This window comes from Pedobacter nyackensis (genome assembly GCF_900176505.1).
In the GTDB taxonomy this organism is placed as follows: domain Bacteria; phylum Bacteroidota; class Bacteroidia; order Sphingobacteriales; family Sphingobacteriaceae; genus Pedobacter; species Pedobacter nyackensis.
Map to the genome: position 1 here is coordinate 95,998 of NZ_FWYB01000010.1, position 24,853 is coordinate 120,850.

The 24,853-nt window shown below is 40.2% G+C and carries 26 protein-coding genes; all 26 read left to right on the forward strand.

The features are described 5' to 3' along the window. Positions 1–124 precede the first annotated feature (124 nt). Positions 125–1,729: a phosphoenolpyruvate carboxykinase (ATP) gene (gene pckA, locus B9A18_RS17205; protein WP_084290784.1), complete on the forward strand. Its 1,605-nt coding sequence runs from the start codon at positions 125–127 to the stop codon at positions 1,727–1,729. Positions 1,730–2,006: 277 nt separating this feature from the next. Then, positions 2,007–2,846 carry a MotA/TolQ/ExbB proton channel family protein gene (locus B9A18_RS17210; protein WP_084290785.1) on the forward strand — a complete coding sequence of 280 codons (840 nt, stop codon included), beginning with the start codon at positions 2,007–2,009 and terminating at the stop codon, positions 2,844–2,846. 85 nt (positions 2,847–2,931) lie between these two features. Next, complete coding sequence (locus tag B9A18_RS17215) at positions 2,932–3,549, forward strand: ExbD/TolR family protein (protein WP_084290786.1); 618 nt, start codon at positions 2,932–2,934, stop codon at positions 3,547–3,549. Positions 3,550–3,561: 12 nt separating this feature from the next. After that, positions 3,562–4,104: an ExbD/TolR family protein gene (locus tag B9A18_RS17220; RefSeq protein ID WP_084290787.1), complete on the forward strand. Its 543-nt coding sequence runs from the start codon at positions 3,562–3,564 to the stop codon at positions 4,102–4,104. A 33-nt stretch (positions 4,105–4,137) separates the two neighbouring features. Then, on the forward strand, positions 4,138–4,959 hold the full coding sequence (locus B9A18_RS17225; protein WP_084290788.1) for an energy transducer TonB: 822 nt from the start codon (positions 4,138–4,140) through the stop codon (positions 4,957–4,959). Between the two features lie 219 nt (positions 4,960–5,178). After that, positions 5,179–6,087: a substrate-binding domain-containing protein gene (locus tag B9A18_RS17235; protein ID WP_084290790.1), complete on the forward strand. Its 909-nt coding sequence runs from the start codon at positions 5,179–5,181 to the stop codon at positions 6,085–6,087. A 118-nt stretch (positions 6,088–6,205) separates the two neighbouring features. Then, positions 6,206–7,924 carry a tetratricopeptide repeat protein gene (locus B9A18_RS17240; protein WP_235005360.1) on the forward strand — a complete coding sequence of 573 codons (1,719 nt, stop codon included), beginning with the start codon at positions 6,206–6,208 and terminating at the stop codon, positions 7,922–7,924. 76 nt (positions 7,925–8,000) lie between these two features. Further along, positions 8,001–8,372 (forward strand): NADH-quinone oxidoreductase subunit A, encoded by a 372-nt coding sequence (locus B9A18_RS17245; RefSeq protein WP_084290792.1) that lies wholly within the window; start codon positions 8,001–8,003, stop codon positions 8,370–8,372. A 106-nt stretch (positions 8,373–8,478) separates the two neighbouring features. Beyond that, on the forward strand, positions 8,479–9,021 hold the full coding sequence (locus B9A18_RS17250; protein WP_084290793.1) for an NADH-quinone oxidoreductase subunit B: 543 nt from the start codon (positions 8,479–8,481) through the stop codon (positions 9,019–9,021). Next, positions 9,021–9,524 carry an NADH-quinone oxidoreductase subunit C gene (locus B9A18_RS17255; RefSeq protein ID WP_084290794.1) on the forward strand — a complete coding sequence of 168 codons (504 nt, stop codon included), beginning with the start codon at positions 9,021–9,023 and terminating at the stop codon, positions 9,522–9,524. The genes B9A18_RS17250 and B9A18_RS17255 overlap by 1 nt, the downstream gene beginning before the upstream one ends. 6 nt (positions 9,525–9,530) lie before the next feature. Further along, positions 9,531–10,745, forward strand: a complete 1,215-nt coding sequence (locus B9A18_RS17260) for an NADH-quinone oxidoreductase subunit D (protein WP_084290795.1) — start codon at positions 9,531–9,533, stop codon at positions 10,743–10,745. Beyond that, positions 10,738–11,253, forward strand: a complete 516-nt coding sequence (locus B9A18_RS17265; RefSeq protein ID WP_084290796.1) for an NADH-quinone oxidoreductase subunit NuoE family protein — start codon at positions 10,738–10,740, stop codon at positions 11,251–11,253. Before B9A18_RS17260 ends, B9A18_RS17265 begins: the two co-directional genes overlap by 8 nt. A gap of 29 nt (positions 11,254–11,282) precedes the next feature. Next, positions 11,283–12,647, forward strand: a complete 1,365-nt coding sequence (nuoF, locus tag B9A18_RS17270; RefSeq protein WP_084290797.1) for an NADH-quinone oxidoreductase subunit NuoF — start codon at positions 11,283–11,285, stop codon at positions 12,645–12,647. A 26-nt stretch (positions 12,648–12,673) separates the two neighbouring features. Further along, the gene (locus B9A18_RS17275) at positions 12,674–13,678 is read left to right on the forward strand and encodes an NADH-quinone oxidoreductase subunit G (RefSeq protein ID WP_084290798.1); all 1,005 of its coding nucleotides are present in this window, start codon (positions 12,674–12,676) and stop codon (positions 13,676–13,678) included. Beyond that, the gene (nuoH, locus tag B9A18_RS17280) at positions 13,678–14,715 is read left to right on the forward strand and encodes an NADH-quinone oxidoreductase subunit NuoH (protein ID WP_084290799.1); all 1,038 of its coding nucleotides are present in this window, start codon (positions 13,678–13,680) and stop codon (positions 14,713–14,715) included. Before B9A18_RS17275 ends, nuoH begins: the two co-directional genes overlap by 1 nt. 33 nt (positions 14,716–14,748) lie before the next feature. After that, the gene (locus B9A18_RS17285) at positions 14,749–15,249 is read left to right on the forward strand and encodes a NuoI/complex I 23 kDa subunit family protein (RefSeq protein ID WP_084290800.1); all 501 of its coding nucleotides are present in this window, start codon (positions 14,749–14,751) and stop codon (positions 15,247–15,249) included. 53 nt (positions 15,250–15,302) lie between these two features. Next, entirely contained in the window at positions 15,303–15,800 is a 498-nt protein-coding gene (locus tag B9A18_RS17290) for an NADH-quinone oxidoreductase subunit J family protein (protein WP_084290801.1), read from the forward strand. Continuing rightward, positions 15,800–16,129: an NADH-quinone oxidoreductase subunit NuoK gene (nuoK, locus tag B9A18_RS17295; protein WP_084290802.1), complete on the forward strand. Its 330-nt coding sequence runs from the start codon at positions 15,800–15,802 to the stop codon at positions 16,127–16,129. Before B9A18_RS17290 ends, nuoK begins: the two co-directional genes overlap by 1 nt. Positions 16,130–16,150: 21 nt before the next feature. Beyond that, complete coding sequence (gene nuoL, locus B9A18_RS17300) at positions 16,151–18,043, forward strand: NADH-quinone oxidoreductase subunit L (protein WP_084290803.1); 1,893 nt, start codon at positions 16,151–16,153, stop codon at positions 18,041–18,043. Between the two features lie 21 nt (positions 18,044–18,064). Beyond that, a complete protein-coding gene (locus tag B9A18_RS17305) occupies positions 18,065–19,531 on the forward strand; it encodes a complex I subunit 4 family protein (protein WP_084290804.1) in 1,467 nt (488 codons plus the stop codon). Positions 19,532–19,535: 4 nt separating this feature from the next. Further along, on the forward strand, positions 19,536–20,909 hold the full coding sequence (locus tag B9A18_RS17310; RefSeq protein ID WP_084290805.1) for an NADH-quinone oxidoreductase subunit N: 1,374 nt from the start codon (positions 19,536–19,538) through the stop codon (positions 20,907–20,909). Positions 20,910–20,954: 45 nt separating this feature from the next. Next, entirely contained in the window at positions 20,955–21,617 is a 663-nt protein-coding gene (locus tag B9A18_RS17315; protein WP_084290806.1) for a DedA family protein, read from the forward strand. A 2-nt stretch (positions 21,618–21,619) separates the two neighbouring features. Then, a complete protein-coding gene (locus tag B9A18_RS17320; protein WP_084290807.1) occupies positions 21,620–22,168 on the forward strand; it encodes an inorganic diphosphatase in 549 nt (182 codons plus the stop codon). Further along, positions 22,169–23,485, forward strand: coding sequence for a hemolysin family protein (locus B9A18_RS17325; protein WP_084290808.1), 1,317 nt, complete (start codon positions 22,169–22,171; stop codon positions 23,483–23,485). Positions 23,486–23,495: 10 nt separating this feature from the next. Next, positions 23,496–24,200: a 16S rRNA (uracil(1498)-N(3))-methyltransferase gene (locus tag B9A18_RS17330; RefSeq protein ID WP_084290809.1), complete on the forward strand. Its 705-nt coding sequence runs from the start codon at positions 23,496–23,498 to the stop codon at positions 24,198–24,200. Then, positions 24,197–24,853, forward strand: coding sequence for a DUF4159 domain-containing protein (locus B9A18_RS17335; protein ID WP_084290810.1), 657 nt, complete (start codon positions 24,197–24,199; stop codon positions 24,851–24,853). The genes B9A18_RS17330 and B9A18_RS17335 overlap by 4 nt, the downstream gene beginning before the upstream one ends.

Genomic DNA, 24,853 nt, shown 5'->3' on the forward strand with positions numbered 1-24,853 from the left:
TTAAATTATTGATAATAAGATAGTTATGTGTTAGTGTACCCGCAACAATAAGTAAATATTTTCGGGTCAAATCATGTTTTTTCCCTTTTTATCTGCATAACTTTGTGGGACTAACTTATTATTTATGAGCAAAGCGTTTATGCTTAAGCCTGATTTAAAGTATCTGAATTTAGATTCGGATAACGCTTTATTTCAGCTTAATGTAGCAGAATTGGTTGAAGAAGCCTTGAAGAATGGAGAAGGAACATTGGCGGACAGCGGGGCATTGGCAATTGACACCGGGAAATTTACCGGTCGTTCTCCTAAAGACAGATTTATAGTTTGTGATGATATCACGCGCGACACTGTTTGGTGGGGTGACATCAATTTTAAGCTGGAGCCGCATTATTTTGATTCGCTATTTGAGAAAATCACAGCGCACCTGAATCAAAAAGACTTTTATGTAAGGGATGCTTATGCCTGTGCAGATGAGCGGTACAAAACTACCATCAGGGTGGTTACAGAAACGGCTTACCAGAATCTTTTTGCAAACAACCTGTTTTTAAGGGTTGCTGAAGATGAAATGATAGATCAGCCGGAATGGACGATTATCGCAGCGCCAACATGCTTAGCCGATCCGGCTGTAGATGGTACAAGGCAGCCAAATTTTTCGATCCTGAACTTTACTAAAAAAATGATTTTAGTAGGCGGATCAGGTTATACCGGCGAAATAAAAAAAGGAATATTCTCGGTACTTAATTTTATTTTACCGCATCAAAGAGAGACTTTGTCGATGCATTGCTCGGCCAATGTTGGTAAGGATGGTGATACGGCAATCTTTTTTGGTTTGTCGGGTACGGGAAAAACAACACTTTCGGCAGATCCTGAAAGGGGCTTAATCGGTGACGATGAGCATGGCTGGAGTGAAGACACCGTGTTTAACTTTGAAGGCGGCTGTTATGCAAAATGCGTAGACCTGACGGCAGAAAAAGAGCCACAGATCTTTAACGCCATCAAATTTGGGTCATTGCTGGAAAATACCAATTACTTCCCGCAAACGCGAACAGTCGATTTCTCTAATATAGATAAGACAGAAAATACCAGGGTAGCTTACCCAATCGAGTATATTGATCATGCAATCATTCCTTCGATAGCGGGAATGCCTAAAAACATCTTCTTTTTAACGGCAGATGCGTTTGGGGTATTGCCACCAATCTCTAAATTAACTCCGGGACAGGCTATGTTCCACTTTATATCGGGCTATACTGCTAAGGTTGCCGGTACGGAAGCAGGGGTTATAGAGCCTCAGTTAACTTTCTCTGCCTGTTTTGGTAAGGCTTTCCTGCCATTGCATCCAACACGTTATGCCAGCTTGCTGGGTGAAAAAATGCAAAAGCATAAGGTAAATGTATGGTTGATCAATACAGGATGGAGTGGGGGAGCTTATGGCGTAGGAAAACGCATGAAGCTGGCTTATACCAGGGCCATGATTACCGCTGCATTGCATGGTGATTTTGAAAATATCTCATTTGAGACAGATCCTGTGTTCGGATTAAACATCCCGGTAGGCTGTCCGAATGTTCCTGCTGAAATTTTGAATCCAAGAAATACATGGGCAGATGCCAGGGAATATGATAAAAAAGCGAACGAATTGGCGATCGCATTTGTAAACAACTTTAAGCAATTTGAAGCCTATGCAAGTGAAGAAATGCTTGCTGCCTTCCCTAAAGTTGCCGAAAACGCACATTAAAAGCATTTTTTTCTCGAAAAATTTGCATTTCAATTTTTTTTTAGTTTTAATTGCGAAAGATTGTCTCATCCAAGGGGACAATCTTTTTTAATTATACTAACTAGGTGAAGGGAAATACTCGGGGAAAGACTAACGATAATTTAATTTGGAATTAAAATGAAAATTATAAATTTGTTGTTACAACAATAGTTTATAATGGTCGTTGTGTGTAATACAGAATATTTATCTAATTTTAAAAAACAAAACAAAGTACTAAAAACTAAAAAACTAAAAAAAAATGGCAAACGCACCAAAACCAACAACAGTAAAAAAAGAGAGCTCGACAGCTTCAAATTTATTCGCAACTTTAACTATTCCTATTTGTATCATTATCGGGATATGTATTTTTAAATTTATCTTTGGTGATAGAGGTAACTTCGTGGACGGAGGAGATCCGGATTTGCACGAAACTATGCCAAAAGTAGGTAACTATATGGGTATGGCTTATAAAGGTGGATTTATCGTGCCTGTACTGTTGGGTATGTTTCTTATGGTAATCGTATTCTCAATTGAGCGTTTTATCGTAATCAGCAAAGCAACTGGTAAAGCTGGATTAGATTCATTCGTGAAAAAAATTCAATCGCTTTTAAATTCAAACAACATCGAAGCTGCTATGGCTGAGTGTGACAAACAACAAGGTTCTGTTGCTAACGTAATTAAATCTGGTTTGAAAAAATACCGTGAAATGGAAGTAGAGCCAAACATGGACACAGATCAGAAATGTTTAGCTATCCAGAAAGATATTGAAGAAGCTACAACTTTAGAGATGCCAATGTTAGAGCAAAACTTAACTGTAATTGCTACTTTGGTTTCTGTAGGTACATTAACAGGTCTATTAGGTACAGTAACAGGTATGATCAAGGCCTTCGGTGGTTTGGCTAACTCTGGTGCTCCGGATCAGGCTGCGTTGGCAACTGGTATTTCTGAGGCTTTGATTAACACAGCTACAGGTATTGGTACTTCAACTTTCGCAATTATCATGTACAACATCCTTACTTCTAAAATTGATAAGTTAACTTATGCAATTGATGAAGCAGGTTTCAGCATCATCCAAACTTACGCTAGTACGCATAAATAATAAATAATGATTTTTTTTTACCTGGTTTTATGGAAAACCTGGAGAATAAACATCATTAGTTAAAACATTAGTAATTTTTAAAATTATGCCAAGAGCAAAGGTTCAAAGAAAGAGTACTTCGATCGATATGACCGCCATGTGCGATGTATCCTTCCTGTTACTTACTTTCTTTATATTAACAGCAACAGCACGCCAGCCAGACCCTTTGGATGTTACCATTCCTTCATCAACCTATAAACTTAAGGTTCCTGATTTGGACATGGGTATTTTATCTATCGGTAAAGGACAGGTGTTCTATGAAATTGTTGGAAAAGACATTAAGATGTCGACGCTGGACAAGATGGGCGAGAAATACAGCATTAAGTTTACTCCGGAAGAGAGAGAACGTTTTGGTGTTATTGGAGCTTTCGGAGTTCCGATTGGAAGTTTGAAGCAGTTTATCATGATGGATGGTGAGAAAAGAACTAAGTTCCAGGAAACAGCCGGAGGAATTCCTGCAGATTCAACCAACAATCAGCTTGCTGAGTGGATACTGCAATCTCGTACGTCTGTTGCCGAACTTCATTCTACACAAATGCGTGTAAGTATTAAAGGAGACGCAAACGAAGAATATCCGGCCGTTAAAAAGATCGTTGATATCCTTCAGAAGCAGAAAATTAACAAATTCAGTTTAATCACATCTGCCGAAGGCGGTGCGGAATAATAATTATATATTATGGCAGAATTAGATACCTCCGGCGGGGGGGGCAAAAAAGGCAAAAAGGTAAGAAGTAAAAAAGCGAATACCAAAGTGGATTTAACCGCGATGGTGGATTTAGCTTTCTTGCTGATTACATTCTTTATGCTAACCACCTCCCTGTCTAAACCAATTGCAATGGATATTGCAAAGCCTGATAAAGATGACAACTCTGTAGAGAGACTTGCAGTACGGGAGTCAGAGACCATGACCATTTTATTGGGTAAAAACAATAAAGTAGCCTGGTATATGGGCATTCCCAGTGCATCGAACGCTCCCACTGTAGAGAGCTTTGCTGATATCAGAAAGTCGATATTGAATAATAAAAAGAAAGTAGCAGATGCTACTGGCGGAAGGCAGATCATTATGGTGATCAAACCAACTTCAGGGGCTACTTATAAGAATTTTGTTGATATTATGGACGAGCTGGCGATCACTAAGATCAAAACCGCTCCGGCAATTGATGACGAGAACATTCTTGACTCCGAAAAGGATTTCATGAAACAGGCTGGAATTTTATAATAAAATAATTAACGATATTAAAAATAGTAAGCTATGTTTGGTTCTAAGATAGATTTATTAAAAACAGAATGGCTTGACGTGGTTTTCGCGAATAAGAATAAGAAATACGGGGCTTACGAGCTGCGTAGAGCGAGTTCGGCGATTACAGCAAGAGCCTTATTAATAGCTTCTGCAGCATTTGTTTTGTTGTTTATAACACCAAAAATCCTTAGCGTAATCAAAGGGAAGTTGCCGGAAGATAATGAAGTAAAACAGGTTGAGGTTGTGGTTGCACCACCTCCACCGGTAAACCCGGAGACACCTCCGCCGCCACCGGTTGAGCCTCCGCCACCGAAACAGGATCAAATTAAATTCCCTCCTCCGATTGTAAAACCGGATGCTGAGGTAATCGATAAAGAACCTGTTCAAATTGAGGATTTGAAAAAAGCTGACCCTGGTCAGAAAACTATTGAAGGGGACCCAACAGCTGATATCGTTATCGCTGGTCCGGTTGGAGATGGTCCGAAACAGGCAGCAGTAGTGGAAGATACTAAAGTTTATGACTTCGTAAGTATCGAAACTCAGCCAGGTTTCCCAGGTGGTATGGATAAATTCTATGCTTATCTTAAGAAAGCTGTAAGATATCCTGCAATGGCACAAGAAAACAACATTCAGGGTAAAGTGTTCTTATCTTTCGTAGTTGAGAAAAACGGAGATCTGACGGATATTAAAGTGGAAAGAAAACTGGGGGGTGGTACCGATGAGGAAGCCATCAGAGTTTTGAAGAACAGTCCGAAATGGACACCAGGTATTCAAAACGGTAAGCCAGTACGTGTTAAATACAATATTCCAATTAGCTTTACCTTATCAAATTAAGAATGTTTAATCTCGAAACATTTAAACAGAAATCGCCTCAACAGCGATTTCTGTTCATTTTAGGCCTGGTCATGTTCCTCTTTTATGTGGTTCTTGGAGGTATGTTAATCCTTGGAACTACCGTGCTTGCTGAGATTCAGCAAAAGTACAGGATTATGTTGGGATGTTTGCTTATCGTATACGGTGTGATACGGTTTATACGTTTAATTAATCAGAAGCATGAAGAATCTTAGCTTTATCCTTTTCCTAATGGTTTTTGCGGCTTGTAAGCAGAAAGAAAAACCGGCAGGTGTTGTAGAAGAAACGCGTACTTCAGGTACGGTTAGTATGCTGGTTGATGAATCCTTTTCGGAGGTACTCGCTGATCAGATTGAAGTATTCAGGACAGATTATCCGGATACTAAATTTACAATTATTGAGGGCAATGAGCAGAAGATAATGCCTGTTTTTCTGAATGACAGTGTGCGGGTGATCATTTTGTCGAGAATGCTGACCGCAGCAGAGGATAAAATGTATAGGAATAGGGATATTGTCCCAAAAACTTCCCGGTTTGGGATTGATGGGATTGCATTAATCACCAATAGTGATAATTTGGATACCACGATTAACGTTAATGAAGTAGTGGATATCCTGAAAGGAACATCAACAACTGGTAAACAGTTGGTGTTTGATAATGCGTATTCGAGTACGTTGCGCTATTTTAAAGATCTGGCAGGGATTAAGACTTTGCCGGCAAAAGGAATTTATACTTTGCAGACCAATAACGATGTGATTAAATACATCGCCGAAAATAAAGGTTTTATTGGGGTTGTTGGAGTGAATTGGTTGGTGGATAACAAGAAAGAAATGGAAGGTTATCTTGCCAAAGTGAAGATGCTGGGGGTGAAAAACATAAAAGGGAAAAAAGGTGATGATCAGTTTTATCAGCCGGTTCAGGCTAACTTGATTAATGGTAAATATCCTTTTTTAAGAAATATATATATCATCGATGCGGGTGGTAAAAACGGTTTAGGCACGGGTTTTGCGACTTGGTTAGTAAGTCAAAGGGGACAATTGATCGTACTGAGATCCGGACTGGGGCCGCACAAGCTGACTTCGCGCGATTTTAATTTTAAGAATACAAACTAAATTTTATATTTGAGGATTGAAGCTTTTTATAGGGGCTCCGAAAAATCAGAAACAATTTAAACCATGAGGCCTGTGAAAGGGCTTCATAACAATTTAAAACGATAACCGAACCATGAAAATGACAAAGAAAGGAATAACCTTAAGTTTAGGTTTAGTAGTGATGGGTTCCGCCTCTTTTGCTCAAAGCATAAGTGATGCAAAAAAGGCCATAGATGCCGAACAGTATCAAAAGGCGAGTTCAATGCTGAAAACGCTTGTAAAAACACAAGCTAGTAAAGGTGAAAATTACTATAATTTAGGTGAAGTATATTTACGTATGGATTACGTAGATTCTGCACGTGCCGTGTTTACTCAGGGCGTTGCTGCTGAGCCTAAAAATTCGTTGAATTATATCGGTTTAGGAGAAGCGGATTTGATCTCTAATAATGCGGCATCAGCAAAGACAAACTTTGCTAAAGCGGTAGAGGTATCTTCTAAGAAAGATTGGATTCCACAATTGTACATCGGAAAAGCTTATATAGCAACTGATAAGCCTGATTTTGAATCAGCTTTACCTTACCTGCAGAAAGCCGAAGAGCTTGATGTAAATGATAAGGATGCTGAAACTTTTCTAGCATTGGGTGACTATTATGCTTTGCAAAAGAAAAACTCTGAAGCTTTGCAAAATTATATGCGTGCAGGAAATATCAACGAATCTCTTTTAAGAGGTAAGGTTCAGATTGGACGTATGTACACAGAATCAAGAGCGTTTGCTGAATCAGAGGAGGTTTTAAAAGAGGTGATTGCTAAGGATCCGAACTATGGTCCTGCTTATCGCGAAATTGCTGAATTATACATGCAATGGGCAAATCAAATCCCTGCTGAATTTAAAGCGAGAGCTGCTCAGGCTTTAGAGAATTATAAGAAATATATTGATTTAACGGATAATTCTTTTGAATCGAAATTGCGTTATGCTCAGTTTTTGTATTATGCTAAAGATTTTAAAACTTTAGAAGAGGTAACTTCTGCATTGGCTACATCAGATCCTAACAACGAAAAAAGTCTTGTTGTTTCAAGAATGCGTGGTTACTCAGCTTTTGAGAACAAAAATTATCCTAAGAGCTTGGAATACATGAACGATTTCTTTGCGAAGGCAAAAGATCCAAAACGTATCATCGCTTCAGATTATTTATACCTTGGAAAAGCTCTGGCAGAAAACAAGCAAGATAGTTTGGCTTTGATGAACCTGATAAAGGCTGTAGAAATGGATTCTACCAATGTAGAAGCGCTTGCGGACGTGGCTAAAAGATTTTACGACGCGAAAAACTATCCTAAAGCTATTGAAACTTATGATATTGTGAACAAGTATAATCCACATGGAAAAGGTTCACTATATAATTTTTACTACCGTGGACTTGCTGGATATTTGCTTTATGGACAAGGCTATAGCGCGAATACCAATCCGTCAAAAGACCTTTTGGTAAAAGCAGATGCGGCTTTTGCGACAGTGTTAAAAGATGCTCCGACTACCATTGATGTACTTCTTTGGAGAGCAAGGGCAAATAACTTAATGGATAGTGATACAGATCCTAAAGGATTAAAATTGCCTTTTTATCAACAGTATTTAGATTCTGCTGAAGTTAGGATAGCTAAAAATATTCAACCAGCTCCTCCGGTAAAAAGCATGATAGAGGCTTATAACCAGATTGCAGGTTTTGCTTCTTACAAAAATGATAAAGCAAAAGCTAAATTATACTGGGATAAAGTATTGGCTTTAGACCCTCAGAATGCAACTGCATTAGAAGGTTTAAAATCGCTTACTGCGCCTGCTCCTAAGGCACCGGTTAGAAAAAAGTAATAAATTAAGTAATAAATGAAAAGGCAGGGTTGTTATCCTGCCTTTTTGTTTTATTTTTGTCCCAAATTATTTTCAAATGGAAACGCAAAGTGTACCTGTAGATTTTCTACCCATTATATTTCAAGTTATTGTTGCTTTAGGATTTGTTGTGGTTACTTTAGTTGCAACACACTTTTTAGGGCCAAGGAGAAAAACCAAAGACAAGCTGGAGACTTTTGAAGCGGGTATTAAAACGATTGGTAATGCACGTCAGCCATTCTCTATCAAGTATTTCCTGGTAGCGATCCTTTTCGTGCTTTTCGATATAGAGGTGATTTTTATGTATCCCTGGGCGGTTAATTTCCGTGAACTGGGAATGACAGGAATGATAGAAATGTTCGTATTTATGGGAACGTTACTATTAGGCTTTATATACGTTTTGAAGAAGAAAGCACTGGACTGGAATTAATCTATTTAGATCGGTTCTAAATGCAGAGACCTTAGGTCTTTTGCCTCAAAAAATTGTAAATTTGTGGTTCATTCTTTAAAGGAATGAACCTTTTTCGTTTTATATCATGAGTGACATCAACATAGTAGACGCGCCCCCAGGCATTGAAGGATCTGGTTTTTTCGCCACTTCTTTAGATAAAGTTATTGGTTTGGCTCGCTCCCATTCATTATGGCCCTTGCCATTCGCAACTTCTTGTTGTGGTATCGAATTTATGGCAACAATGGGTTCTCATTATGATTTTGGCCGTTTCGGTTCAGAACGCTTAAGCTTTTCTCCACGTCAGGCCGATTTATTAATGGTAATGGGTACGATAGCTAAGAAAATGAGTCCTGTTTTAAAGCAGGTTTATTTACAGATGGCCGAGCCTCGCTGGGTAATTGCAGTTGGTGCCTGTGCATCAAGTGGTGGTATTTTCGATACCTACTCTGTTTTACAGGGTATAGATGAGATTATCCCTGTTGATGTGTATGTTCCGGGTTGCCCGCCGAGACCAGAAGCAATTCTGGACGGTTTTGGTAAAATTCAGGAGCTGGTAAAGAATGAATCTGGCAGAAGAAGGGACTCAGATCAATATAAAGAAATGTTGGCTTCATACGGTATACTATAATGGCAGAGGTAACTAATCAAGCAATAATAGCATTGCTGGGCGAAAAGTTTGGGGATAAGGTGATGAATGTGGATGAGCCTTATGGTTTGCTTACTTTTGAGACCACTACAGATGTGCTGATTAATGTGCTTCAGTTTTTAAAAGAAAACAGCGTAGCTAACTTTAATTTCCTTACAGATATTACAGCGGTTCATTATCCTGAGAAAAAACACGGCCTTGCGGTAGTTTACCACCTGCATAGCATGGTGCAACGCATCAGAGTAAGGATAAAAGTTTATGTAGATGCGCAGCATCCTATTGTTCCTACCGCAACTACGGTATGGAATGGCGCAAACTGGATGGAACGCGAAACATATGACTTCTTCGGAGTAAAATTTGAAGGACATCCCGATTTAAGAAGAATATTGAACATGGACGAACTTGGTGTTCATCCGATGTTGAAGCAATACCCTTTGGAAGATCCAAATCGGGTAGATAAAAAAGACGAATACTTTGGTAGGTAAGTTTATATGAGTCACAATCAACCAATATATACAGATAACGATCCGCAGAGCGAATTGGTGACCCTTAATCTGGGCCCAACGCACCCGGCAACGCATGGTGTGTTCCAGAACGTTTTGCAACTGGATGGAGAGCGCATTGTGAGTGGTGTTTCTACCATTGGGTATATCCACCGTGCATTTGAGAAAATAGCTGAACACAGGCCGTTTTATCAGATCACTCCGCTTACAGACCGGTTGAACTATTGCTCGTCACCCATCAACAATATGGGCTGGCACATGACAGTAGAGAAATTGTTGAATATTCAGATGCCTAAGCGTGTAGATTATCTAAGGGTAATCATCATGGAGCTGGCACGTATTTCTGACCATATCATTTGCAATACCATTATTGGTCAGGATACAGGAGCAACTACAACCTTCCTGTACCTTTTTCAGTTCAGAGAGCATATTTATGAGATTTACGAGGAGATTTGCGGTGCACGTTTAACGACTAACGTTGGTCGTATCGGTGGATTTGAGCGGAATTTTAATGATATCGCTTTTGCAAAAATCAATAAGTTCTTAAAGGAGTTCCCTGTTGCATTAAGAGAATTTGAAAACTTGCTAAACCGCAACAGAATATTTATCGACCGTACTGCAGGTGTGGCATGTGTAACTCCGGAGCAAGCTTTAGATTATAGCTGGACTGGTCCTTTATTGCGTGCAACAGGTGTAGATTATGACGTTCGTGTAAGTGAGCCTTATTCTTCATACGATGAATTTGACTTTGAAGTTCCGGTAGGTACCCGTGGTGATATTTATGACCGTTTCCTGGTTCGTAACGAAGAGATGTGGCAAAGTGTACGTCTGATTGAGCAGGCCCTGGAAAAATTGAAGAAAGAACCTGCTGGAATATTCCATGCTGATGTTCCTGAATTCTATTTGCCGGCAAAAGAGGAAGTATACAACAATATGGAAGCATTGATCTATCACTTTAAAATTGTGATGGGAGAGATTGACGCTCCTAAAGCTGAAGTTTACCATGCTGTTGAAGGTGGTAACGGAGAGCTTGGTTTTTACCTGATTAATGACGGCGGCAGGACTCCTTATCGTTTGCATTTTAGAAGGCCTAGTTTTATAAATTATCAAATGTTTGCACCCATGAGTAAAGGTATGCTGTTGTCAGATGCCATTATCAACATGAGTAGCATGAATATTATTGCAGGAGAATTAGATGCTTAAAGTAGAAGAACAACAACCTGTAGAATTTTCGCCGGCTTTAATTGAAAAGCTGGGAGAGATCGTAAAAAGATATCCTGAAGGTAAACAGAAGTCGGCTTTATTACCTGTCCTGCATGAAGTACAGGCAGAGCTCGGCTGGTTAAGTCCGGCTGCAATGAGTAAAGTGGCTGCATATTTAAACATTCAGGACATTGAAGTTTATGAAGTGGCTACATTTTACAGTATGTACTTTTTAAAGCCGCAGGGTAAGTATATGCTGGAGGTTTGCAGAACGGGCCCTTGCTGCCTGGTTGGCGCTGAAAAACTGATGGGGCATATTGAAAATAAGCTTGGTGTAAAGGAAAATGAAGTGACCGCAGATGGCTTGTTTAGCTGGAGAGGTGTGGAATGCCTGGCAGCCTGTGGTTATGGTCCGGTTTTACAGATTGGTCCTGAATACACATTTTACGAAAACCTGAATGAGCAGAAGGTAGACGAATTGATTGACAATTTAAAGAATAAGGTTTAGCGAATAGCTTAATCTCATATCTATAGAAGATGGCCCGTAAACTATTATTAGAACATATAAACGTACCTGGCATCAATACGCTTGATGTTTATCGCCAAAAAGGTGGGTACCGTGCTGTAGAGAAAGCTTTGAAGACCTTAACTCCTGATGAAGTAGTGGAAGAGGTTAAGAAGTCTGGATTGCGTGGTCGCGGTGGTGCAGGATTCCCTACGGGGATGAAATGGAGCTTTCTGGCTAAACCGGAAGGCGTAGCGCGTTATCTGGTTTGTAATGCGGATGAGTCTGAACCGGGTACTTTTAAAGACCGGTATCTGATGACGCATATCCCGCATGCATTGATTGAAGGCATGATTGTCTCCAGTTTTGCATTGGGTGCAAATACCTCATACATCTACGTACGTGGTGAGATGATGCCGCAGATCCGTATTCTGGAAAGAGCAATTGCTGAAGCAAAGAATGCCGGATTTTTGGGTAAAAATATTTTAGGTTCTGGTTATGATCTTGAGCTGTATGTGCAGCCGGGTGGTGGTGCTTATATCTGCGGTGAGGAAACAGCTTTGCTGGAATCACTGGAAGGTAAAAGAGGAAACCCCAGGATTAAACCTCCTTTCCCTGCAATTGCAGGATTATACGGTTGTCCAACTGTAGTGAACAATGTTGAATCTATTGCTGCTGTTGTTCCGATCATCAATGATGGCGGCGACGAGTATGCGAAGATTGGTATTGGGCGCAGTACTGGAACAAAACTGATCTCTGCTTCGGGTAACTTAGTTAGACCGGGCGTTTACGAGATCGACCTGGGCTTACCGGTTGAAGAATTTATTTATTCAGACGAGTACTGTGGTGGTATTGCCAATGGCAAACGCCTGAAAGCTACAGTTGCCGGCGGATCTTCGGTACCGATATTACCTGCTAATTTAACTTTAAAGCTGGCGAATGGCGAGCCAAGGTTGATGAGCTATGAATCTTTATCAGAAGGTGGTTTTGCTACCGGTACGATGCTGGGTTCAGGTGGTTTTATCGCTTTTGATGAAGATCAGTGTATCGTTAGAAATACCTGGAACTTTTCTCGTTTCTATCACCACGAGAGTTGCGGACAATGTTCACCTTGCAGAGAGGGAACAGGATGGATGGAAAAGGTGTTACACAGATTGGAATATGGACATGGTAAAATGAGCGATATTGATTTGCTGGTTGATGTGTCTAAGAAGATAGAAGGAAATACCATTTGTCCACTTGGTGACGCTGCTGCATGGCCTGTAGCCAGTGCAATCAGACATTTCAGGGATGAATTTGAATGGCATGTAAAAGAGCCTGTAAAGAGCTTAAATACGAATTACGGTTTAGCCAATTATGCAGAGCCGATTGCCAAAGCCGTTACGACAGAAAATTAACATCAGACAAAAGAATTTCTTTAACAATGAGTGATAAAGTTAAGGTAACCATAGACGGAATAACAGTAGAAGTAGCGCCCGGCACCTCTATCCTGAATGCTGCAAGGCAAATAGGTGGGGATATTGTGCCGCCTGCAATGTGCTATTATTCCAAATTAGAAGGCAGCGGTGGAAAATGCCGTACCTGCATTGTTAAGGTAAGCAAGGGCTCCGAAAAAGACCCTCGCCCGATGCCTAAACTTGTAGCATCATGCCGTACTACTGTAATGGATGGTATGGAAGTGATGAACATTACTTCTCCGGAAGTAATTGAAGCACGTAGTGGTGTGGTAGAGATGTTATTGATCAACCATCCGCTGGATTGTCCGGTTTGCGACCAGGCAGGTGAGTGTGATCTTCAAAATCTGAGTTACGAGCATGGCTTGCAAAAAACAAGGTATGAGTTTGAACGCAGAACTTTTGACCGCATAGATATCGGCGATAAGATCCAGTTACACATGAACAGGTGTATTTTATGCTACCGTTGTGTGTTTACCGCTGATCAGATTACGAATAAAAGGGTACACGGCATCCTGAACAGGGGGGATCATTCTGAGATCTCTACCTATATTCAAACGGCAGTTGATAATGATTTCTCAGGAAATGTGATCGACGTTTGTCCGGTTGGCGCCTTAACAGATAAATCATTCCGCTTTAAAAACAGGGTTTGGTTTACCAAGCCTATTGATGCACACAGAGATTGCCCTACCTGCAGTGGTAAGGTGACTTTATGGTACAAAGGCGAAGATGTGATCAGGGTAACAGCGCGTAAAGATATTTACGGTGAGGTAGAAGAGTTTATATGCAATACCTGCAGGTTTGATAAGAAAAAGACTGCGGATTGGGTAATTGAACAGCCTACACAAATCAGCGATACTTCAGTTATCTCTTCTAATCATTATGAGACTTTAAAGCCATTACCGGTAATTCAACCTAATCCTAAGTTACAGGAGGCGAATAAGATTGAACTAGAAAAAACCACTAAATTCTAATGGATATAGCTTTTGTAATAGAAAAATTTGTACTTGTAGCTATCATTTTTGGTATCAGCTTAGTGATCGCCATGTATTCTACTTATGCAGAAAGAAAAGTGGCTGCTTTTTTACAGGACAGGTTAGGACCAGATAGAGCTGGCCCTTTTGGTATTCTGCAGCCTTTGGCAGATGGTGTAAAGATGTTCATGAAGGAAGAAATTGTTCCTTCAAATGCGAGTAAATGGTTGTTTATGGTAGGGCCGGGTTTGGCTATGCTTACGGCTTGTATTGGTACTGCAGTTATTCCATGGGGTAGTCCGATCGCTATTGGTGACAGGATCATTCCTTTACAGGTGGCCGACATCAATGTGGGTTTGCTCTACATTTTTGGTGTGGTTTCACTGGGGGTTTATGGGGTAATGATTGGTGGCTGGGCATCAAATAACAAGTATTCGTTGTTAAGTGCCATCAGGGCTGCTTCTCAGAATATCAGTTATGAGATAGCGATGGGTTTATCGATTATCGCATTGTTGCTGGTTACCGGTACCATGAGTTTGAAGGAGATTGTAGACGGACAGCACGGCTGGCGTTGGAACGTATTGTACCAGCCACTGGGTTTTCTTTTGTTTATGATCTGCTCTTTTGCGGAAACCAACAGAGCACCTTTCGATTTACCTGAGTGTGAAACGGAGTTGATCGGTGGATACCATACAGAGTATTCATCTATGAAACTGGGTTTCTATTTGTTTGCTGAATACATCAATATGTTTGTTTCTGCGGCAGTAATGGCTACTTTATATTTTGGTGGTTATAACTATCCTGGTATGGACTGGGTACTGGCCAATACCGGCCCTGTAATTGGTCCGCTGATTGGAACAGGCGTATTCTTTATTAAGATATTTGCATTTATATTTTTCTTTATGTGGGTAAGGTGGACGATTCCACGTTTCCGCTACGATCAGTTGATGCATTTAGGCTGGAAGGTATTGATTCCTTTAGCTATAGCGAACATAGTGGTTACCGGTGTGGTGATCGCAGTAATTGAAGGATTTTAACATCCACATTTGTGGAAATAATAAGGAGGTTTAATGGAACCATTAACCAGTAAGAAGAAAGTATTAGAACAAAAGCCCCTATCGTTTGCAGAGCGCATGTATTTGCCTGCAATCTTTAAAGGGATGGCTATTACGATCAGTCACTTCTTTAAGAAAGAGGCGACGATCAGATACCCTGAGGTACAGCGGGAGTTCTCTACCAATTTTAGAGGAATGCACTCTTTAAAAAGAGATGAAGAAGGTAAAGAGCGTTGTACAGCTTGTGGCTTATGCGCTTTATCATGCCCTGCGGAGGCGATCACGATGATTGCTGCTGAGCGTAAACCTGAGGAGATAGATTTGTACCGCGAAGAGAAATATGCTTCGGTATACGAGATCAACATGCTACGTTGCATTTTCTGCGGCTTGTGTGAAGAGGCTTGTCCGAAAGAGGCAATTTACCTGGATGGCCCTATTGTTCCTTCAGATTATCTGCGTAAAGATTTCATTTACGGTAAGGATAAGTTGGTTGAACAGCCTTTAAATAAAAAATAATAAACATACATAGCTTTAGGGCTATTCACATAAACAGTTTAATATATAAATAAATGGGTACATCGGTATTCTATTTTGTTGCCACACTAAGCGTCATCTTTTCACTGATGGTTATTTTTTCGAAAAACCCGGTGCATAGTGTCCTTTACCTGATTGTTACATTCTTTACGTTTACCGTGCATTACATTCTGCTGAATGCGCAGTTTTTGGCGGTAGTAAACTTCATTGTGTACATGGGAGCGATCATGGTGTTATTCCTCTTCGTGCTGATGTTGCTGAACCTGAATAAGGACAATGAGCCGCTGAAATCTACCTTGGTTAAGGTGGTTGGTGTAATCGCCGGATGTTGCCTGGTAGTTACTTTGGTAGGTACATTAAAAGCAACAGCCATTTCTGATCCGGTTATATTGAGGAATCCAAATCTTGGTCTGGTTAAAAACCTGGGTAAGGAATTGTTTGGACCATTCATGCTGCCATTTGAACTGTGCTCTATCTTATTGCTTTCGGCAATGGTAGGTGCGATATTATTAACTAAAAAAGAAAAAGTATAATGGGCGACATTACTCAACAATTACAAGGGGTACCGCTAAACCATTACATCTGGTTAAGTACAATCATTTTCACTATTGGTGTTATTGGCGTTTTAACACGCAGAAATGCTATTGTTATTTTCATGTCTGTGGAGCTGATGCTGAATGCCGTGAATTTATTGCTGACTGCTTTTTCGGTACATAGCAATGACCCTTCCGGTCAGATATTCGTGTTCTTTATTATGACCCTGGCCGCTGCCGAGGTTGCCATAGGGTTGAGTATTATTGTAATGGTTTACAGAAATACCCAGTCTACAGATGTTAATGTGTTGAATCGCCTTAAGTGGTAATTATTAAGAAGAAATTATAAGATGATAAATTTAGTTTGGCTGGTTCCCTTGATTCCTCTGTTAGGCTTTGTAATTAATGGCCTTGGCAGAAATTCATTATCCAAAAACCTGATCGGTTTTATTGGAAGCAGTGTAATATTCATTTCGTTCGCCATCAGTTTGGGAATCTTTTTTGAACTGGGTGCTGATGCGAATAAGTCTCATGAGATATTTCTTTTTGATTGGATCAGCGCAGGTTCCCTGCACATTCCATTGTCCTTTTTGGTTGATCCATTGAGTTCATTAATGCTCCTGATCATTACAGGGGTAGGATTCCTGATTCATATTTACTCTATCGGCTACATGCACAGTGATGAGGGCTTTGGTAAGTTTTTTAGCTACCTGAACCTGTTTATCTTCTTCATGTTGCTATTGGTATTGGGATCAAACTACATTGTGATGTTTATCGGTTGGGAAGGTGTGGGGCTATGCTCTTACTTACTGATCGGTTTCTGGTATACCAACAGCAGTTATGCATCGGCCGCTAAGAAGGCTTTTGTAATGAACCGTATTGGTGACCTTGGTTTCTTGTTGGGGGTGTTTTTAATCTTCACCACTTTTGGTAGTGTAGAGTTTACTAAGATATTTCCTCAGGCGGCAAATATGTTGCCGGGCAATGGTACAATCGCTTTAATTGCTTTATTCCTATTTATTGGTGCCTGCGGTAAATCTGCTCAGTTGCCTTTGTTCACCTGGTTGCCGGATGCGATGGCGGGTCCGACTCCGGTTTCTGCTTTGATTCATGCGGCGACGATGGTTACGGCAGGTATTTATATGATCGCAAGATCGAACCTGTTATTTGACCTGGCACCAATGATACAGCATGTAATTGCTATCGTTGGTTTGGCTACTGCAATTGTGGGGGCAATTATTGCTTTAACGCAAAATGATATTAAAAAGGTACTGGCTTATTCAACCGTATCTCAATTGGGTTATATGTTCCTGGGCTTAGGTGTTGGTGCTTACAATGGTGCCTTCTTCCACGTGATTACACATGCTTTCTTTAAAGCTTTGTTGTTCTTATGTGCTGGTTCAGTAATCCACGCTTTACACCATGAGCAGGATATGCGCCATATGGGTGGTTTGCGTAAGAAATTACCGGTTACTTTTTTAACCATGTTAATTGGTACAATCGCAATTGCAGGTTTACCTCCATTCTCAGGTTTCTTCTCTAAAGATGAGATTCTGGCCCATGTTTATATGCATGATAAAGTAATGTGGGGACTCGCAGTGTTTACAGCTTTCTTAACAGCATTTTACATGTTCAGGATGTTGTTCCTTACTTTCTTCGGAAAGTACCGCGGTACACACCATGCTGAAGAGAAAATTCATGAGTCGCCTAAGTCGATGACTGTGCCATTAATCGTTCTGGCAGTTTTATCTGCTATCGGCGGTTTGATTGGTATTCCTGAAGCCCTGGGTGGAAGTCACTGGTTATCGCATTGGATGGCTCCTGTTATTAAGCATGTAGGTGAAGCGCCTGACCATGCTACTGAATATATGTTGATGGCTGTTTCTGTATTAGGTGTATTGATTTCAATCGGTGTTGCTTATAGCAAATACGTTAAACAGAATCATATTCCTGTACCTGATGAGGCTAGTCGTCCTGCATTGGCCAGGTTATCGTACAACAAGTTTTATTTTGATGAAATATATGATGCCTTATTCAAAAAGCCTTTAGATGTACTTTCAGGATTCTTTTATAAGATTGTCGACAATAAAATTGTTGATGGCATTGTAAATGGTTTTGGCTGGACTGCTTCAGAGGGCAGTAAAGGTTTACGTTTGCTGCAAACAGGAAACGTTGGCTTTTATATTTTTATGATGGTGATAGGAATCATCTCCATGTTATTGTATACTTATTTATCACTATAAAAGATCGTTCAAGAAAAGATAATGGAACAACTTTTACTACTTCTTATATTTCTACCATTGGTTGGCGCCTTGGTTACCGCATTTACCGGAAATGCCGCAAAACATGTTGCATTGGTATCGGCAATTGTTTCTTTAGCCCTGGCTTTGGTTATGGTATGTAATTTTATTCCGGATGCAAGTACGCAGTTCGTTGTAAACTGTCCGTGGATAAAGGATCTTGGCATCAGTTTCCATGCGGGTGTTGACGGCATCAGTATGATCACGGTACTGCTAACAAACGTATTGGTTCCATTGATCATTCTTTCGGCTTACCAGCATCAGTATAAAAGCGCGAATGCCTTTTTTGCTTTGATTTTATTCATGCAAAGTGGCTTATTGATCGTGTTTACGGCTATGGATGCTTTCTTGTTCTATATTGGATGGGAAGCAGCGTTGATCCCGATCTACTTTATTTGTGCGATTTGGGGTGGTAAAGACCGCATCAGGATAAACATGAAGTTTTTTGTTTATACGATTGCAGGTTCATTATTCATGCTGTTGGGCATCATTTATCTTTATTTACAGAACCCTTCGAACAATTTCGATATACAGGCATTTTATAGTCTGAACCTGGATTCAACTCAACAGGCTTGGATATTCTGGGCTTTCTTTGTTGCCTTTGCGATTAAGATGCCAATATTTCCTTTCCATACCTGGCAACCGGATACCTATAGGGAAGCTCCGGCTCCTGGAACCATGCTACTTTCGGGTATCATGCTTAAAATGGGTATTTACGGGGTAATCAGGTGGTTATTGCCTATTGTTCCAGCCGGCGTTCAGGATTGGGGACATATCGCTATTATTTTGTCTATCATCGGGGTGGTTTACGCTTCAGTGATTGCATTCACCCAGAAAGATGCGAAACGTTTGGTAGCTTATTCTTCTATCGGTCATGTGGGCTTAATATCAGCAGGTATTTTTGCTTTGAACGTACAGGGTATGCAAGGTGCAATGATTCAGATGCTGAGTCATGGTATTAACGTGGTAGGTTTGTTCTTTGTGCTGGACATCATTGCCAGTCGCATGCATACTTATAAAATTGCTGAGCTGGGTGGTATTGCAAAACAGGCACCTAAACTGGCTATCGTATTCCTGATCATTCTTTTGGGAGCGGTTGCTCTCCCAGGAACGAATGGCTTCATTGGCGAATTTCTTTTGTTGATTGGTATCTATCAATATAGCTTATGGGCGGCAATATTTGCCGGTCTGACTATCATTTTTAGTGCAGTTTATATGCTCAGGATGTATCAGAATGTGATGTTGGGTAAAACCAATGAACTGACCATTGGCTTTAAAGATATTAAAGGATCAGAGCAGGTTGTATTGTACATCATCTGCGCGTTGGTTATTGTTTTGGGTGTTTATCCAAAACCAATTTTGCAGCTGTCGGAAGCTTCAGTACAACATTTAATAGAACAGGTAACACAAAAATTAACATCGGTAAACTAAGGAAATGAATATCATCATAACAATAACTGTTACAGCTTTAGTGGTGCTTTACGCAGGTTTGTTTAAAGCTAAAAAAGCGTTATTACCCCTTACCTTACTTGGTTTGCTTGTTTCATTGGGTTTTGTGGCTTCAGGTTGGAACATGGATCAGAGCTATTACGGAATGATGCGGATGGATAATTTTGCCTTGGCATTTACAGGAATTACGGTTCTGGGCACATTGCTTATATTTTTACTGACTCAAAACTACTTTGCCGCGAATAGCGAGAACGTAGCGGAGTATTTTACATTGATACTTTTTGCCCTTGCCGGTATTGTCATCATGGTTTCTTATACGAACATGTCGATGCTGTTTATCGGACTGGAGATCATGTCAGTAAGTTTGTATATCCTGGCGGGGATCCAGAAGCATAATTTTGCCTCTAATGAAGCATCATTAAAATATTTCCTGATGGGGGCATTCTCTACAGGTTTCCTTTTGTTCGGCATTACCCTGGTTTATGGGGCAACAGGATCTTTTGATCTTGCTGTGATCAATCAATATCTGGTCGGGAACTATAAAGCTGTTTCACCGCTGTTCTATCCTGGTATCATATTAATGATGGTCGGACTATGCTTTAAGATTGGTGCAGCACCATTTCACTTCTGGACTCCGGATGTGTATGAAGGTGCGCCAACGCTGATCACAACGTTTATGTCAACCGTTGTTAAGACTGCTGGTTTTGCTGCATTCCTGCGCTTGTTCGCAGATACCTTTGCGCCTTTACATGATTTCTGGATGCCGCCATTGATGGGCATCGTATGTTTAACCTTGCTGATCGGAAACGTAACCGCTTTATTTCAAAAGAGCTTCAAAAGAATGCTGGCTTATTCCAGTATTTCGCACGCCGGATACCTGTTGTTTTCTTTGGTTACTTTAACTGCAAGCTCATCAAACAATGTATTGGTTTATGCTGCTGCTTATACTTTTGCCACCATCATTGCCTTTGCGGTTTTAATTTTGGTGAAGCGGAAAACAGGGGACGATCACTTTGATAATTTTAATGGTCTGGCTAAACGTAATCCGTTTGTAGCGCTGGTATTGACTGTTGCGATGCTTTCGCTGGCAGGTATACCGCTTACTGCAGGTTTTATAGGAAAATACCTGATGTTCTTAAATGTAATGACAGGTTACCATGTATATCTTGTCGCATTTGCTATTTTAAATGCGCTTGTAGGCTTCTACTATTATTTCAGGGTTATTGTGGCCATGTATTTCAAAGAAGGCAACGATACCGAATTACAGACGCCTGTTCAATACCAGCTGGTGCTTGTTTTTTCTGTATTGATTACTATATTTTTGGGAATATATCCGGCGGTAATTTTAAACCTGATATAGTGACTTCTATAGATAATTATTTGTAGTTTTACGAATAATTGAAATATGCACGATTTCTGGAACTCATTACAGCACTTCATTGATCCCGAAAAATTACTTAGAGAAGGTGGTTTTTACGTTGTAATGTTCGTGATATTTGCCGAGACGGGTTTGTTCTTTGGGTTCTTTTTGCCTGGAGACTATCTGTTGTTCCTTGCCGGAATGTTCGTGGCTACGGGTAAATTAGATGTCAATATTTATGTTTTGATTGTAGGACTATGTGTTTCTGCTATTTCGGGCAATTTTGTCGGGTATTGGTTTGGTCGAAAGACGGGGCCGGTACTTTATCACCGGAAAGATTCATTATTCTTTAAGCGTAAGTATTTGAAGGCTGCTGAGGAGTATTACAACAAGCAGGGTGCTTTTGCTTTAATTATGGGTAGATTTGTTCCGATTGTAAGAACTTTTGCACCGATTTTTGCAGGGGTAGTGAGATTAGATTTTAAAAGATTTGCTTTATATAACGTTTCCGGTGCTTTAATTTGGATAGCATCATTAACTTTGCTCGGTTATTTTCTGGGTAAAAAATTTGAAAAAGAGATTAACGATTATTTATTATATATAATTATAGGTTTTATTGTCATTACGACTATACCACTTATCCTCACGTTTGTGAAAAAGAAGGTGATTAAGAATGACAATGATGAATTATCAAATACTGAACAATAAAAATGAGTAAAGACAGTCATCCGTGGCACAGTGTATCTCCAGGCGATAATTTGCCGGAGGTAGTGAATGCAATTATTGAAATCCCTAAAGGGTCAAAAGCTAAATACGAAATCGATAAAGATTCAAATCTGATTAAACTAGACCGCGTTCTATTTTCTTCAGTGATGTATCCTGCAAATTACGGTTTTATCCCGCAAACTTATTGCGATGATAATGACCCGTTAGACATTCTGGTATTATGTTCTGTGGATGTATATCCTATGACCATTATTGAAGCTAAAGTTATTGGTGTAATGCACATGGTTGACAATGGTGAGCAAGATGATAAAATCATCGCGGTAGCTAAAAACGACCAGTCAGTGAACTACATTAACGACCTTGCTGAATTGCCTCCGCATACCATGAAAGAGATCGTGAAGTTCTTCCAGGATTACAAAGCATTAGAGGAAAAGAAAGTAACTATTGAGCATTTATTGGGCGTACGTTACGCACACAAAGTGATTCAGGAAAGTATTGAGCTTTACGACAAGAAGTTTAGAAATCAATCTTAAATGGAAGCATTTAAAATATTTTTTACCTTTTTTCTGGTTGCCCTAAACGGTTTTTTTGTTGCGGCAGAGTTTGCAATAGTAAAAGTGAGGGCTTCTCAGATTGAGATAAAAGCTAAATCTGGTAACCGTGTTGCTAACATCGCAAAGCATATCACCCAGCATCTGGATGGTTATCTTGCAGCAACACAATTGGGAATCACCCTGGCCTCTCTTGGTTTAGGTTGGGTGGGTGAGTCGGTTATGCATAGCATTGTGCACGACCTGCTGATCAATTTCAATCTTTCTGAGGTGTACATCACCTCTATTTCTACCGGTATAGCATTCTTGTTCATTACCGTTATGCATATCGTGTTCGGAGAATTGGCGCCAAAATCAATTGCCATTCAAAGACCGGTAGCTACCACCTTGTTTATTTCCTTACCACTTCAGGCTTTTTATTGGTTATTCAGACCATTTATCTGGGTGCTGAACGGGTTTGCCAACATCATATTGAAGATGTTTGGTATTTCCAATATTAGTGGACACGATTCAGTACACAGTACTGAGGAACTTTACTATTTACTGGATCAGGGAAAGGAAAGTGGTGCGTTGGATACGAACGAACATGAGCTGATTAAAAACGTTTTTGATTTTAATGAGCGCGTAGTAAAAAATATTATGGTTCCGCGAACTAAGATTTCGGGTGTAGAATTGAATACCCCGAAAAAGGAAGTCGTAGAAAAAGTTATAGCGGAAGGATATTCACGTCTGCCAGTATATGATGATATTATTGATAAGATCATCGGTATTGTGCATGCTAAAGATATGCTTCCGTTATTAGCTGATAATAAGGAATGGACTTTGAGTGATATCATTAGAAAGCCTTATTTTGTTCCTGAGACTAAAAAGATCAATGATCTGTTAAGTGAGCTTCAGCAAAAACGCATTCAGATTGCAATTGTAATTGATGAATTCGGAGGAACGGCCGGTATGGTGACCCTTGAGGATATCGTTGAGGAGATTGTAGGTGAGATTCAGGATGAGTATGATGAAGAGAAACCTACTGTTGAGAAGATCTCCGATACTGAATTTATCATCAATGCTTATGCTACTGTTTATGACGTAAATGAGCACCTTCCACATGACCTTCCGGAGGATGAAGATTTTGACACCGTTGGCGGACTGGTTTCACATGCTTTTGGTAAAATACCTGAAGTAGGTGATAGCGAAGAATGCTATGGTTATCTGTTTACTATTTTAAAGAAAACAGAGCAGAACATAGAGACCATAAAGCTGGAATTGGTGATCAATAAAAGTGATGCGATAGACTTACACTAAAACCAAAACAATGCACGTTTTTTATACCCCGGATATCAACTCTAACGAGTATGTTTTAAATGAGGAAGAGAGCAAGCATTGCATCAAAGTACTGCGTTTAGGTGTCGGTGCTATGGTTTACCTGATTGACGGTGTGGGCGGTCTTTATAAGGCTGAGATTACCGGGGAGCATAAAAAACAGGTGACCCTTAGGGTAGTTGAGGCTAAATACGAATACAATAAGCGCAATCATCACCTGCACATCGCAATTGCGCCTACTAAAAATATCGACCGACTGGAGTGGTTCCTTGAAAAGGCTACCGAAATCGGGATAGAAGAAATCACTCCCGTGATCTGCGAGAGATCGGAGCGGAAAATTGTAAAAGAGGATAGGCTGTATAAAGTGATTACATCTGCGGTAAAACAATCTTTGCAGGCTTATCATCCGGTATTAAATCCACAGACTACTTTGTCGGCCTTTTTAAAACAGGAAAACGACAGCGTTAAAATGATTGCACACTGTCTGGATAATGAACCCCGGCAGTTCATTAATCAGGTTACAGAACCAAAGCAGCGTTATACCATTCTTATTGGCCCGGAAGGCGATTTTACGGGCAATGAAATTGAATTGGCTTTGCAGAATGGTTATAAACCTTTAACTTTAGGTAATACACGTTTGAGAACAGAAACAGCCGCATTGGCTGCTTGTTTTGAAGTGAATTATTTAAATCGATGAGGGTAAAATTACTATTACTTCTTTTACTGGTAGTGTTGCAAAGCAGTTTTTGGGTACCCACCTACAAAATAGCGAAGCTGAAGTATAACGGTGGTGGCGATTGGTATGCCAACCGGACTGCCTTACCAAATCTGATTGACTTCTGTAATAAGAACCTGAGGACCAATTTCGCGGCTCAGGAGTCCATCGTAGAGGTGGGAAGCACCGATATCTTTAACTATCCTTTTGTTTATCTTACCGGACATGGTAATGTCGTTTTCAGTACAGCGGAAGCGGGTAATCTACGTAAATATTTAATTGGCGGAGGTTTTCTGCATATCGATGATAATTACGGTCTGGATAAGTTTATCCGTACGGAAATGAAAAAGGTTTTTCCGGAACTCTCGTTTGTAGAGCTACCTCCGAATCACAGTATTTATAATCAGAAATACAAGTTCGCTAACGGATTGCCCAAGATACATGAACATGATGGCAAACCTGCAAAGGGATATGCCTTGGTATGGAAGGGTAGGGTTGTTTGTTTTTACACGTATGAGTGTGATTTAGGCAACGGTTGGGAAGATGCCGGGACTTATCCTGATGATAGCGAAGAAAAGCGAACAAATGCGCTTAAAATGGGTGCAAATTTAATACAGTATGCATTAACACAATAA